The 12355-nt window shown below is 58.9% G+C and carries 15 protein-coding genes; 14 read left to right on the forward strand and 1 reads right to left on the reverse strand.

Going from position 1 to position 12355, the window contains the following annotated elements:
* Positions 1 to 134 precede the first annotated feature (134 nt).
* From CWO89_RS31615 to CWO89_RS31645, 8 genes are all read left to right on the forward strand, one after another.
* The gene (locus tag CWO89_RS31615; protein WP_130582427.1) at positions 135 to 1247 is read left to right on the forward strand and encodes a helix-turn-helix domain-containing protein; all 1113 of its coding nucleotides are present in this window, start codon (positions 135 to 137) and stop codon (positions 1245 to 1247) included.
* 25 nt (positions 1248 to 1272) lie between these two features.
* Positions 1273 to 2145 (forward strand): beta-keto acid cleavage family enzyme, encoded by an 873-nt coding sequence (locus tag CWO89_RS31620; RefSeq protein WP_130582428.1) that lies wholly within the window; start codon positions 1273 to 1275, stop codon positions 2143 to 2145.
* 114 nt (positions 2146 to 2259) lie between these two features.
* Entirely contained in the window at positions 2260 to 2709 is a 450-nt protein-coding gene (locus CWO89_RS31625) for a PaaI family thioesterase (protein ID WP_165421412.1), read from the forward strand.
* A gap of 120 nt (positions 2710 to 2829) precedes the next feature.
* The gene (locus tag CWO89_RS31630) at positions 2830 to 3738 is read left to right on the forward strand and encodes a cupin domain-containing protein (protein ID WP_130582430.1); all 909 of its coding nucleotides are present in this window, start codon (positions 2830 to 2832) and stop codon (positions 3736 to 3738) included.
* A gap of 41 nt (positions 3739 to 3779) precedes the next feature.
* Positions 3780 to 4700, forward strand: coding sequence for a DUF6282 family protein (locus tag CWO89_RS31635; protein ID WP_130582431.1), 921 nt, complete (start codon positions 3780 to 3782; stop codon positions 4698 to 4700).
* A gap of 70 nt (positions 4701 to 4770) precedes the next feature.
* A complete protein-coding gene (locus CWO89_RS31640) occupies positions 4771 to 5007 on the forward strand; it encodes a hypothetical protein (protein ID WP_130582432.1) in 237 nt (78 codons plus the stop codon).
* Between the two features lie 10 nt (positions 5008 to 5017).
* A complete protein-coding gene (locus CWO89_RS48240; protein WP_245476670.1) occupies positions 5018 to 5386 on the forward strand; it encodes a hypothetical protein in 369 nt (122 codons plus the stop codon).
* Positions 5298 to 6404 (forward strand): MFS transporter, encoded by a 1107-nt coding sequence (locus tag CWO89_RS31645; RefSeq protein ID WP_245476671.1) that lies wholly within the window; start codon positions 5298 to 5300, stop codon positions 6402 to 6404. Before CWO89_RS48240 ends, CWO89_RS31645 begins: the two co-directional genes overlap by 89 nt.
* 6 nt (positions 6405 to 6410) lie before the next feature.
* Here CWO89_RS31645 and CWO89_RS31650 read toward each other — a convergent pair whose 3' ends face one another.
* Positions 6411 to 6683, reverse strand: coding sequence for a hypothetical protein (locus tag CWO89_RS31650; protein ID WP_130582434.1), 273 nt, complete (start codon positions 6681 to 6683; stop codon positions 6411 to 6413).
* A gap of 137 nt (positions 6684 to 6820) precedes the next feature.
* Between CWO89_RS31650 and CWO89_RS31655 the strand changes: the two genes are divergently transcribed.
* The 6 genes from CWO89_RS31655 to CWO89_RS47185 all read left to right on the forward strand — a co-directional run.
* The gene (locus CWO89_RS31655) at positions 6821 to 8251 is read left to right on the forward strand and encodes a porin (RefSeq protein WP_130582435.1); all 1431 of its coding nucleotides are present in this window, start codon (positions 6821 to 6823) and stop codon (positions 8249 to 8251) included.
* Between the two features lie 157 nt (positions 8252 to 8408).
* Positions 8409 to 9083: a dioxygenase family protein gene (locus CWO89_RS31660; protein ID WP_349644910.1), complete on the forward strand. Its 675-nt coding sequence runs from the start codon at positions 8409 to 8411 to the stop codon at positions 9081 to 9083.
* Positions 9084 to 9642: 559 nt separating this feature from the next.
* Positions 9643 to 10371: an STN domain-containing protein gene (locus CWO89_RS31665; RefSeq protein WP_130582437.1), complete on the forward strand. Its 729-nt coding sequence runs from the start codon at positions 9643 to 9645 to the stop codon at positions 10369 to 10371.
* A 69-nt stretch (positions 10372 to 10440) separates the two neighbouring features.
* Positions 10441 to 11031: an RNA polymerase sigma factor gene (locus tag CWO89_RS31670; protein ID WP_130582438.1), complete on the forward strand. Its 591-nt coding sequence runs from the start codon at positions 10441 to 10443 to the stop codon at positions 11029 to 11031.
* Complete coding sequence (locus CWO89_RS31675; RefSeq protein ID WP_165421413.1) at positions 11021 to 11989, forward strand: FecR family protein; 969 nt, start codon at positions 11021 to 11023, stop codon at positions 11987 to 11989. Before CWO89_RS31670 ends, CWO89_RS31675 begins: the two co-directional genes overlap by 11 nt.
* A gap of 162 nt (positions 11990 to 12151) precedes the next feature.
* Positions 12152 to 12355 (forward strand): hypothetical protein (locus CWO89_RS47185; RefSeq protein ID WP_207234613.1); only part of this gene is annotated, 204 nt, incomplete at its 3' end.

Here is a 12355-nt window from a genome sequence, read left to right on the forward strand (position 1 = left end):
GATAATCCTGTTCAGTTTAGGAGACGGGCAGGTTAGCTCGGCAATGCGCTAAGCCGCTCGACTCTTGGCGAAGCGCAAACAAACAAGGTCCGATCCACGGGCCGGTATCGAACGGGCACCGGGAGGCCGTTGAAATGAAGCTTGATTCATCAATCTTGATCGATTCCTACGCCAGCCACCTGCAAGACTGGCCTCCAGTTGAGCAACGCCGTGCCCGTGGCGTGTCGCCCGGGGCGGCAATGACCAAAGCGCGCCAGACTTCCGCTGAAGACGCTTGCATTGAAGACGGGCCGACGTTGTCTGCGAAAAAGTCCGGTCAGGTCTCATCCCGCCGATTGGAAAGCGTCATGCCTGATCCGGCTTTAGCTTCCAAAGGTTCGGTTCGCGCTGCGCGAGGACGCACAAAGCAACAAAGCGGTGATCGTTGTCGGTCCAATTCGAAAAGGGGCGATGCACTGCCGGCCGAGTGCTCTTATCAGCCCGTCGAAGCCGCGCAGCGGGTACTGCGCGTGCTTCGCGCGATGAATTCACTGCGCTCCGCGTCGGTCGCCGAGCTTCACACGATCACAGGGCTTTCGAAATCAACCATCGTCAGGATGCTCGATACGCTCATCCATGAAGGCTATGTCATGCGTGACAATTTCATCGGCGGATATCGAGTTACTTCCGAGGCGCAGCACCTCAGCAATGGATTCCGAGGGCTTCCACTCGTTATCGAGGCGTCGCGGCCATGGGCAGTGAAACTCACGGAACGGATCAAGTGGCCGGTCAGCGTCGCCACGGTCCACCACGGCAAACTCAGCGTTGATTTCACGACCTCGGCCATCAGTCCATGGGCGTTTCCATTTGCCACCCTGCACCGTCAATTGAGCTTGGCGAATAGCGCGTTGGGACGCTGCTATCTGGCCTTCTGCTCCCAGAGGGAACAGGAAGATTTGCTGCGTGGCCTGGGAACGAGCGGAAAAGCTGAAGAGAAATTCGATCCCGTGGTCCTTGACCACGCGCTGAAAGCGGCTCGCCAAAATGGATTCGCCGTCGAGGACGGGATGCGCGGCTCTCGGAAATTCCAATTTATCGGCGTTCCCGTTTTCAACGAGGGCGTGTGCGTTGCGTGTCTCGGTGTGGGATTCTACGCCACGGCACCGGCGGCGGCGCATATCGTATCCGACGTTTACACTCCGACACGCGAAGCGGCGGATATGATCGAAAAGGGCATCGCGCGATTGCGCGCTTGGTCGGTTGAATAAGCTTGGAAATCCAAGAGGCAGTTTCATGAAGCGTAAGGTCATAGTCACGTGTGCGGTAACCGGGGCAAGCGCACTCACGAGCAATAGCAGATACGTGCCGATCACGCCGAAGCAGATCGCCGACGAGATCGTCAACGCCGCCAAAGCCGGCGCTGCCATTGCCCACGTGCATGTTCGCGATCCGCAAACGGGAGCACCTTCCAGCGATCTGGATCTCTACGAGGAGACCGTCGACAGAGTTCGATCCTCCGCAATCGACATTGTTCTCAATTTAACCGGCGGTCCGGGAGCAGGTTATGATCCACCGGTCGAAGATGGGGGCGAGATTGTGTGTGTGGTTTCGCCCGCCAAACGGACGCAGCACATCGTGCAGCTACGGCCCGAAGTCTGCACCCTCGATGTCGCAACAATGAATTTCGGGTCGCGGGCCATTGTCAATACACCAACCCATCTGAAGTTCATGGCGGCGAGAATGGTCGCGGCCGGCGTAAAGCCCGAGTTGGAAGTTTTCGACCTCGGTCACTTGCGCCTCGCCCTTCAATTGCAGAAGGAGGGGCACCTGCCAACACCCTCGTTGTTCCAGTTCTGTCTCGGAATTCCCGGCGGTGCGCCAGCCAATACGGAAGCAATGCTGCTCATGAGAAGCATGGTTGAGGCGGGCACGACCTGGTCGGCGTTTGGCATATCGCGGGCGCAGTTTCCGATGGCAGCGCAATCCATCATTCTCGGCGGGCACGTTCGTGTTGGACTGGAGGATAACCTTTTCCTCTCGGAGGGCGAACTTTCGCCGGGCAACGCTCCGCTGGTAGAGCGCGCGTGCGCCATTGTGGATTCGCTTGGCTGTTCGGTGGCCACACCCAAGGAAGCCAGAGAGCTGTTGTCCCTTACGGCCAGGTGAGTCGTTGGGGGCCGCTTATTCCGCGAATATCCACAACTCCCGAATCGGGTGCGAATACGTCAAGTTCGCAAAACAGCGCGTCGGGTCATGGCCCGGCAAATCAGGAGGTCGTCGTTGGAAGGTGCAGGCAACAAGAAACATCCCGACCCTTCATCGCAGGGGTGGATGATACGGCCAGGAAAAATCTCCACCCTTGTCGGACCGTTCTGGGAGCGACGCGTTGGCGGCAACGTACAGATTGGAATCGTTTGCGACCCCCGCCACGACAACGGCAAGGGCAAGATGCACGGCGGCCTGTTGATGACGCTGGCTGACATGGGCATGGGAGCGGTCATTCGTTCAACCGGCGACGATGTCCAGTGTGTCACCGTTCAACTCGACGTCGCGTTCCTGCAAGCGGTCGACATTGGCGACTTCGTTACGACCGAATGTCACATCCAGCACAGGACGAGCGGTACGATCTTCGTGTCGGGTACGCTCAAAACAGGTGAAAAAGCGGTCGCCAGTGCTCAAGGCGTCTTCAAGTCGTTAGCCAATGTCGGGTTGGCGTGGCAGGGGGGCTAACGTTTCAGCGAGCGAAAACATCGAAATACGTTCTTTCAATCCTCGGCGAAATTGGTCTGATTGGCAGACTTTCGCACGCCGGCTGCAAAGCCACATCGCTGCTAAAATCGGAGAAAAGCCGTGTACGCCGCAGACGATCCAAGGAGCACCATGCCTCAAGCGGGGACGACCGCGAACGCCGCCAGAATGTTCAAAGGGGCGGAATATGCCCGCTGGTACGAGCAAGCTCCACAGGAGCAAGGTCCGGGAGCGCAGACCTGGTACACCCGCGGCCAAAACATGATCGTGACATACACTAAGGCAGATGGGGGGGCAGTGCTCGCGCGCGATGCCCAGCCGGACGAGTACATGCTGCTTCTTCCGTCGAAAGACAGTGTCGTGCAAGTCACGGCCGGTGAACAGAGCAAGACCGTGCCCGGCTATTCCGTCGTGGTGGTGCCGCCAGGACGAAGTTCGATAGAGGTCAAGGCCGCTGGCCCGATCGTTCGAATCCTTTCGACGAACGCGCTGGACCTCCTTCCGAAATGCTCCAATGCGGAATCATACGCCACGGAGCCAGACCCAAACGTCAAGCCGTTCGCTGCATGGCCTGATCCGCCGGGCGGCTTCGCAATCCGCAGCTACAGCCTGGATATTCCCAAAAGTCCCACCCGGTTTGGCCGGCTGTTCCGCTGCTCGACGATCATGATCAATTGCATTCATCCGTCCCCGCCGCGCGATACGAAAAATCTCTCGCCTCATCACCACGCCGACTTTGAACAGGGATCGCTTTGTTTGGAGGGAGCTTACACCCACTATCTCCGCTGGCCGTGGGTGACCGATAAGGCGGCATGGCGGGCAGACGCCGCTGAACTCTGTCGTGCGCCGTCTCTTTGCATCATTCCGCCGCCCGCAATTCATACGTCGCAGTCGATGGACGACACCAACGTGCTGGTCGATATTTTCGCGCCCCCGCGCGCCGACTTTTCGTCGAAGCCAGGTTGGGTTTTGAATGCGGACGAATACCCAATGCCTGCTTCAGCTACATGAAGCAACGAGCTTCCGAACCCGGAAACGCCAAGGAGAACGCAATGAACGTGGCGACAGCACAGGTCGAAGACAGCAGCATCTCGGAACAGGTTTCCGCCCTCATGATTGGTGCGGTGGACCTTCACTGTCACAGTGGCCCAGCAGCCATGCCGCGGATGCTCGATCATCATGAAGCGATGCTGGACGCCGCTGCGGCCGGCTTTGAAGCGTTGCTTTATAAGGACCATTATTACGCCGGCATGGCGCACGCCAAGATCCTCCAAAACCTCGTGCCCTACGTCGAGACGCGCCTCTATTCCGGCATTGCCCTTAACAATGCCAGCGGCGGGATAAATCCATACGCAGTCGACCATGCCATCAAGCTGGGCGGAAAAATCGTATGGATGCCAACCTTCTCCGCTGCGAACCACATCGATAAGAGTAGCACTGAGGCGAAAACCTTCCCGAAATCCATCAAACCCATGCTGACGCCGACGCCGCTTTCCGTTCTCGGTGTGGATGGAAAACTGACTGAAGAGACGCAGCAGATCCTGGATCTTATCGCGGAGGCGGACATCATTCTGGCAGGCGGGCATCTCAGTGCGCGTGAGCAGATCATCATGTTTGAGGAAGCCAAGCGGCGAGGTGTCAAGAAGATGCTTGTCAATCATCCGACCTACGTCATTGGCTGTTCGGATGACGATATTCGCCGCCTCGTCAGCCTTGGCGTCTACATGGAACACTCGATTTGCATGTTCATCCAGATTGAGGGTCGAGAGCAAAAGCGCGACGTCAATGATCTTTCGCGCATCATTCAGGTTGCAGGTGTGGACCAGACCATACTCGGCTCAGACCTTGGCCTTGTCGGGATGCCCCGGCCGGTAGAGGGTTATAGACGGATAATCGGCGATCTCCTTCGCATCCAGTATGGTGAAAGGGATATTCGCAAGCTCGTTGGAGGCAATGCGGCGGGGCTGCTCTGATCGGACATCGCCTTCCATTGCACTGATGTCCTGATAAAGCGGGCAACGGCGCAGTGGCCACGGAGATCATATGAAGATCGCAGCGGGTTCGCTGAAACCGGATCTGGAGCAAGGGCGGCGTGTCGCCCTTGCTCCGATTCTGGCGAGACGCATCGTCAAGTCATTCGGGATGGTTGCAATTCCATTTGGTGAAACGTCGGTCGATAAACATAGTCAGCTAACGAATTCAAGTTCAGCTTCAACTGGACAACAAGCGGGGCTCACTAAAAGCCGACTCCTTCGTGGGGCAGCCCGCAGTAACTCCTGAGGAAGCGCACATGAATGAGAGCATCGGAGCATTGACCCCCGCCCTCGATCCGGATTTCCGAAAGAAAAGAAAGCGAGCGATCCTAAGCGCCTGGGCTGGATTCGCCTTGGATTCATATTCCATCTTCATTGTGGTATCGACGCTCCTGCCTGCGCTGGTCTACTTCCAAGGCGATATGTCGGCGCAGGAAAGGTCGATATTCGCCGGAATGACTCTCGCTGTGACGCTGCTCGGTCGACCTTCTTGGCCGACAGAGAATCGGCGCTATTACGATCTTCGGATTCGGCACCATTTCGCTGTTGATCGGATGCCTGCCAGGCGCGGAGCTGGTTGGGGCAACGGTGGCCACCACATTGCTGATCGGCCTCCGGTTCATTGAAGGGATATTTTTGGGCGGCGAATATACCGCTGCCACTCCGATGGCGCTCGAGTATGCACCGCCGTCACGCAGGGGATTCATCGGTGGATTGATCCAGTGCTCGGCCAGTGGGGGAGGATTTATTGTCGCGGTTCTCAATAGTCTGGTCCTGATGGTGGCAGTCAATGACGGGCTTCATTCGCCTTACGTCCAATGGGGCTGGCGAATACCGTTCATCCTGGGCTTCGTCCTGTCTTTCGCAGTGGCCTGGTTTCTGCGGCGCAACGTCGAAGACTCCGCAGTCTGGAAAAGCGTGGATGCATCGAGCAAGAAGAGCTCTCCCCTGAAGGAGCTGTTGAAAGGCAGGTCCGGGAGGGCGTTCATCCAGTCGTGGGTGATGATGACTGGTGTTTTCTTCCTCATCAATATCGGAAGCAGCGTGCTGAATCAGTTCCTGCTCCACAACAACGCAGGATACACCGCGGCCGATCTGGCTCATACGCTGCTCGTGGTGCCGCTGTTCGGAATGACATCCTATGTCTTCTTTGGCTGGCTCAGCGATCATATCGGCCGCAAGCCAACTCTATACATTTCCGGCGTGCTCATTGTCCTGCTGACGCCGGTGACCATGGCGTTGATCGGCGGCGGATCGGTGCAAGGATGGCTCAATCTGACGCTCCTGGCCGCCGCCACGCAGATGCTGTTTGTCGGTCCCCTGGGTGTGGTGCCAGCCTATATCAACGAGCGTTTTGCGACGTCGGTTCGCTCGTCCGGGTGGGGCGTTGCCTACAGCGCCGCTGTGATCATCCCTTCTTTTTTTCCTTACTACATGATCTGGCTTAGCCATTTCATGACGTTTGCCAATGCGGCAGGTTTCCTCATGGCATTCGGCGGCATCATCATCCTGGCGGCGACGGCTTGCGGGCCGGAGACGCGCGGGGTTGATTTGAGAACTGCGGGTCTGAAAGCGGACCCGCCCGCCGCCACCGTCGAATCGCCCGGAAACGTCGTCGTGCAGGCGACCGGCTCTATGACCTAGGCCAGATCAGCTCGTGATGGCCGCATCGCGATCGGCGCTTTCATTGTGCGCCCGCTGTGCAGCTTCCTCGAAGGCTGCAAGTGCAAGAGCCGCGAAACCGGAAACTTGCTTCAGCAAATAGACGCCGCAGGTATGGGCCAGACGATCCTTTGCTCGGATCTCGGCCAGACCAGCACGTTCGGCCCGCGCGAAGGATTCCGCGTTGGCATCAAGCTCTGCATGAACCTCGGCTACGACGACGAGCGGATCCGCGAGATGATCTCGGCCAACACCGCGCACTCGGCATCGAGGTTCTTCGCCAAGACCAAATGCAATTTCACATAGGGCTGTCTGGGAACGGCCGATAAGGGGGAGACGTAATGAGTTCTAGATCTTGGTTTGCTGGAAGGTTCATCGGCAGTGTGGGGAAAGGCTTGGTGTGCGCTACCGCGTCGGCGGGTCTTGCCGCGAGCGCGAGCGCGGCGGACGTGGGCGGCTTGTTGAAAGCGCCGCCGGTGGTGCCGGACCTCACCTGGCAGGGGGTGACCGTTTTTGGCACCTATGACATTGGCGGGCAATATGAGTCGCACGGAGCGCCGACCGGGGGCAACGGCGCGGCGGGGATCATCACCGGGATGAATCGAGGCCCGCAATGGCTGTTGGTCCCCAACCAATCGTCGCAAACCGCCGTGGGCATCAAAGTCGACAGAAATATAACCGAACAATTGCATTTCATCGCTCGGTTTGAGACAGGATTCAATTCGACCACTGGCGAACTGTCAGACTCGCTCAAGGGCATGCAAAAGAACAACGGCATTCCGTTGAATCAGCAGACCGTGAACGGCGGCGGTCCTCGCGCCGGGCAGCTCATCAATGGTGAGGCCTGGGCGGGCTTCGAAGACAAGACTTGGGGGACGTTGCATATCGGCCGAAATAATGTGGTTTCGACCGACATGGTTGGTGCTTACGACCCGCTTGCCTCATACGGCTTCTCCCTCCTCGGTTACTTCGGCCTTCTCGCGGGGCAGGGGAGTTCGGATACCGCTCGTATCGACCAGTCGATCAAATACTACAATAATTACAGTCCGTGGCGGATGTCGGCGATCTACGGGAAACCAGGGACAAACGTCAACGATTTCTATCAGGGGTCGGTTGGTGTGGTGGGCCCGAATTTTTCGGTCGATCTCGTCGCTGGGCACGGCTCCGATATTGTGTCGACATTCGCACTATCAGGTCCGGCTAATCTCAATTCCAAATACCTGGGTGCCAAGGTATTTGACACCGACATGTATGGAATATTCGGCAAGTATGTCTTCGACCTCGGTCGAAACGGCCTGCAGGATCCAGCCGAGCAGAAATTTACGGTGACCGGAGGCTACAGCAGGATCGATTTCTCCAACCCGGCCGGTGGAGGGTTTGCGCCCGGACATTCAACGATTGGCGGCTATGAGATCGGGCCAATATTATCAACGAACGGGTCGACCGGGTCTGGTATCGTCAATTACGCTTTCACCGGCGGTGACCGTTTGGTGAATATCAGTTTCATTACGGGCAAATATCAACACGATGCGCAATGGTCGGTCGCAGTCGGATACTATCGCTACGATCAGAAGTCCTACGGATTGGGCGTCAACAGCATTCCGGGCATCGTGGCGCCAGGGTATTCGAGGACGGCGTGCTCTAGCAGCACCTACATCAACTGCGCCGGCGCGGAGCAAGTGGTGTCGTTTCGAATAGATTACGATTGGACCAAGAACTTCCGGATCTATGCCGGCGTCGCGTACTCCCAGGTCAGCGGAGGGTTTGCGTTCTCATATCTCAATACGTCTGAATACAACCCAACTGTAGGTATGAGGTTCACGTTCTAGTCAATGAAGCGAAGGGGTGAGCTGCGATGCAGCCCACCCCTTGTTTCCTTCAGCCGGCTTCAACGCCTCTTGCCGGTCGAAATACGCAATTCTCCCATTCCGGTTGACGTGGAAATTCACCCGACGGCCACTTGCTTCAAGGCTGGAGGGCGTCTGGTTGAGGCTTGACGAAGCCGAGCACCGCGCCGGCCTTGCCGGCGGCACGACGCGCACTATCGAAGGTCCGCTCTATGTCGCCGGTGCGCCGCTCTCGAAGGGCGAAGCCCGGCTCGACGACGGCACCGATGATGGCGAGATACTGCTCATGGAAGGCCAGGTGTTCGACACGGAGGGCAGGCCGATTTCCGGCGCGATTGTCGATGTCTGGCACGCCAATTCGTTCGGCTTCTATTCGTTCTTCGGCCCGCCCCAGTCGTCCTACAATCTGCGCCGCCGGATCGAAACCGACCTCGACGGCCGCTATCGCTTCTGTTCGATCATGCCGTCGGGCTATGGCTGCCCGCCCGGCTCCAACACCGAGAGGCTGCTCGCGAAGATGGGGCGCCATGGCCAGCGGCCGGCGCACATCCATTTCTTCATCACCGCGTCAGGCTATCGGCAGCTCACCACCCAGATCAACATCGACGGCGACAAATACCTGCACGACGATTTTGCTTTCGGCACCCGCGACGACCTGATCCCACCGGTCGTACGCGCAACGGAAGCCACCGAAATCCGGGAGGCGGAGCTCAACAGGCCATTCGCGCGGATCGGATTCGACTTCAAGGTCACCCGCGAGGTCGCGGGCGCTCCGGCGACCGTTGTGCACCGCGAGCACGCGGTGGCGGCGTAACTCGAGGTGTTAACAGCACTGCGCGAACGTTCCGATCCATGGGGAATCGTGCAGCCGTCTGATGCGTGTGAATCCGCGTGGCTCGCCGGGCACGCAGCTGGATTTCTGCCGGTGGCAGCTGACGCGGTGCCAGGATCTGCGGAACTGCTTGGCCAGCGGCCCTTGAAGTTGGACTCGCTCTCGCGCCCATGAACAGCGTCAGGCGGAAGATTGGATAAGATATCGCAGGCTCGGTTGGTGTGGGGAAACGCGGTAGCGCTCCCCCGCCACCAGATCTGCGAATTTACACGCCAGACTACATCTCGCACAAGCGGTGCTTTTTTACCGCTGTAAGGCTTGATACTGCGCCGCGCATCAAGCACCCAAAATCGATGATTAGTTCGGGATGAGACGACGCCTTTCGAGTAAGCGACGGCCTTAGCATTGGGTGACACTAGGTCCGTAGTCGAGGCGTGTCACAATACCGTCTTGCGCAGCGTCGTAAGTTGGGAGGAGTTTCTGATTGACCGGCGTCTGGTTCAATTCGTAACGGATCGATCCGCAGCCATCCGTGAGTCTCGTGTTTGCCAAGGTGAACCAGCATTTCATGAACATCGTCAGATGGTGGAAGTGTGTGATCACGCGCGATCTTGCCGCTGTTGTCGCGCATTTGATGATGGTTTCGGCTCTGTGGCACGCATCGCCGGCGGGGGCGACTTCCTTCGACATCCCCGCGCAACCTCTGGCGTCTGCCATAGACGCGTTCTGCGCGGCGACCGGGACCGAGGTGTATTACGACGGCGCAGCGGCGATCGGACAGCGATCTTCTGCGGTGACCGGCGCCCTTGCGCGTGACGATGCTCTCAGAAACTTGCTCGCAGGGACGCAACTCGTCCCACTGCGCGCGCGCGAAAACAGCTACTTGCTAATTCATCCCGGCGACGATACGGCGCATGCGTTCGCTACGGCACGGATCGCCCAGGATGGTCAATATCAGCGCTATTTCGCCGTGGTGCAAGACGACATCCTGCGCATTCTGTGCCGGTATCCTGACACGCGCCCCGTGAGTTATCGGCTGGTGATCAAGTTGTGGATCGGTTCGTCGGGATTGGTGCAGCGCGCAGAACTCGAAGGATCGGCCGGCGAACAGGCAAGTCACCGGATGCTGTTGGCGACGCTTGGCAAGTCACGCATGACCGAACCGCCACCGGCGCAGATGCCGCAGCCGATCACCATGGTTGCACTGCCGGGGGGAGCGGCCGACGCGAGGCTCTGCGCATCACCCGTCGACCAGAAGGCCGGGCGCTAGCATGTCGGTGCGCGAGACAGCGGGCGCGTACGATGCTCACGGGACAAGGGTCCAGGGTCGCGATTCCGCATGACCCACAGCAGCCGCGCCGAATTGCGCCGTTTTTTGACACTCTGCTATGATGATTTGCGAGCCAAGTTGGCCCGTCGATTGAATTCGGTGGAGCTTGCCGGTGACGCCTTGCAGGACACGTATATGGAGCTTTGCCGGGGCGCGGATCTGCCGCCGGTGCAGCGGCCGCGCTCTTACTTGCTGCGCATGGCCAAAAATATCGCGCTGAGGAAACTGCACTCGGAAAAATACACAGTTTCGCTCGATGACGCGAAGATCGCCTTCGACATTGCCGATGAAACGCCCGGTCCCCAACGAAGTCTGGAAGCGAAGATCGAGCTCGAAGCCTTTCAACATGCGATCAGGGAATTAACCCCGCGACGGCGCGTTATCCTGCATGCAGCGCGCGTCGAAGGAAAACCCCTGCACGCAATTGCAGCACAGTTGGAGATATCACAAAGACTGGTTGAGATCGAGTTGAAGCATGCGTTAGCCCATTGCGCGCTTCGTCTGGATCGGCAACTCGTGCAAAGATTCGGCCCTCAGCCCGTTCAGCAATCGCGTGGACAGAGGGCCGACAAGCGTGTTGATGACAGGGATGACCGATAGCCCGCCCGAAAAGTTGGACCGGATCGAGCGCGAAGCGCACGATTGGCTGGTCCGTTTCACCTCGGGGGAAGCAGGACCTGCGGACCTGCGGGAAGGCAAGATGTGGATCGAGCGCGATCCGGCGCATCGTACCGCGTTTATGAAGGCCACCCGGATGTGGGAGGCCTTGGGGCCGGAGGCATTTGAGGGGGATCGCCCAGCCGCGCGGACGTTCGCCTCTATCTCGATGTCACGTCGTGCCGTGCTCGGCGGCGGGGCCGCCGCCATCGCCGCGAGCGCGGCGTATCTCGTCGTGCAGCCGCCGCTCGGCCTCTGGCCATCCTGGTCGGAAATGGCGGCCGACTATCGGACGCACACCGGCGAGCGGCGGCGTATTGTGGTGGCCGACACGACTTTCGTCGAGATGAATACCCAGACCAGCATTGCGCTGCGCCAGGTCGCGAAGGAGGCCGCGGGGATCGAGTTGATCTCGGGCGAGGCGCTGGTCGCGACGCCATCCGGTGCGGGGCCGGCCTTTGTCGTGACGTCCAGTCAAGGCCAAACCAGCGGAATTGAAGCGAAATTCAACATACGGAATGATGGGCACGCGGTTTGCGTGACCTGCGTCGAGGGGAACGTTCACGTCTCGTACGGCGCGGCGATAGCGTCGTTGCGCGCCCGCGAGCAGATCACCTATGATCGATCAGGCTTGGGGAAGCCCGCGTTCGTCGATGCAGCGATCGTGACCGCCTGGCAAGACGATCTGTTGATCTTCCACTCCAAGCCGCTACGTGAAGTCATCACGGAAATCAATCGTTATCGTTCCGGAAAAATCATCGTCGTGAATTCTGCGCTCGGCGCGCGGTTGTTCAGCGCCAATTTCCGGGTTCGCAACGTCGATGCGGTCCTCGAGCAAGTCGAGAAACTGTTTGGCGCGACCGTCACATCCTTGCCGGGCGGCATCGTCCTGCTGAGCTAAACGCCGTCGATCGCTCGGGAATTCCTGACCTCAAATTATTTCTTACTTTTTTTTCGGTGCCGCGCTTCGGCATGTCTCTACGCAGAGGGAAAGCGTCGCTTCGAGTGACGTCATCCACGTGAAATCAGCTTCACGTCAAAGTCTTTGCCGAGAGATCAAGCCATGTCCGTCCAGCCTGCCGCCTGCCGATTCCGCCGCGCTACCCTCAAGAACAACTTGCTCGTTGGGGTCAGTGCCGCTGCTCTGCTGCTCGGCAGCATTGCGGGGGCGGAGGCGCGCAGCCTGGGGAGCGCAAGCACGGGTTCGGGTTCGGGTTCGGCTACGGCAGCCGCTGCCGCGGCCGCGCAGTTGGCCACCCAGCAGTCG

It is taken from the genome of Bradyrhizobium sp. Leo170 (genome assembly GCF_004296405.1).
Classification (GTDB): Bacteria; Pseudomonadota; Alphaproteobacteria; order Rhizobiales; family Xanthobacteraceae; genus Bradyrhizobium.

Coding starts and splice junctions, on each gene's coding strand:
- CWO89_RS31615 (WP_130582427.1), top strand. CDS start 135: ATGAAGCTTGATTCATCAATCTTGATCGATTCCTACGCCAGCCACCTG.
- CWO89_RS31620 (WP_130582428.1), top strand. CDS start 1,273: ATGAAGCGTAAGGTCATAGTCACGTGTGCGGTAACCGGGGCAAGCGCA.
- CWO89_RS31635 (WP_130582431.1), top strand. CDS start 3,780: ATGAACGTGGCGACAGCACAGGTCGAAGACAGCAGCATCTCGGAACAG.
- CWO89_RS31640 (WP_130582432.1), top strand. CDS start 4,771: ATGAAGATCGCAGCGGGTTCGCTGAAACCGGATCTGGAGCAAGGGCGG.
- CWO89_RS48240 (WP_245476670.1), top strand. CDS start 5,018: ATGAATGAGAGCATCGGAGCATTGACCCCCGCCCTCGATCCGGATTTC.
- CWO89_RS31670 (WP_130582438.1), top strand. CDS start 10,441: ATGACCCACAGCAGCCGCGCCGAATTGCGCCGTTTTTTGACACTCTGC.
- CWO89_RS31675 (WP_165421413.1), top strand. CDS start 11,021: ATGACCGATAGCCCGCCCGAAAAGTTGGACCGGATCGAGCGCGAAGCG.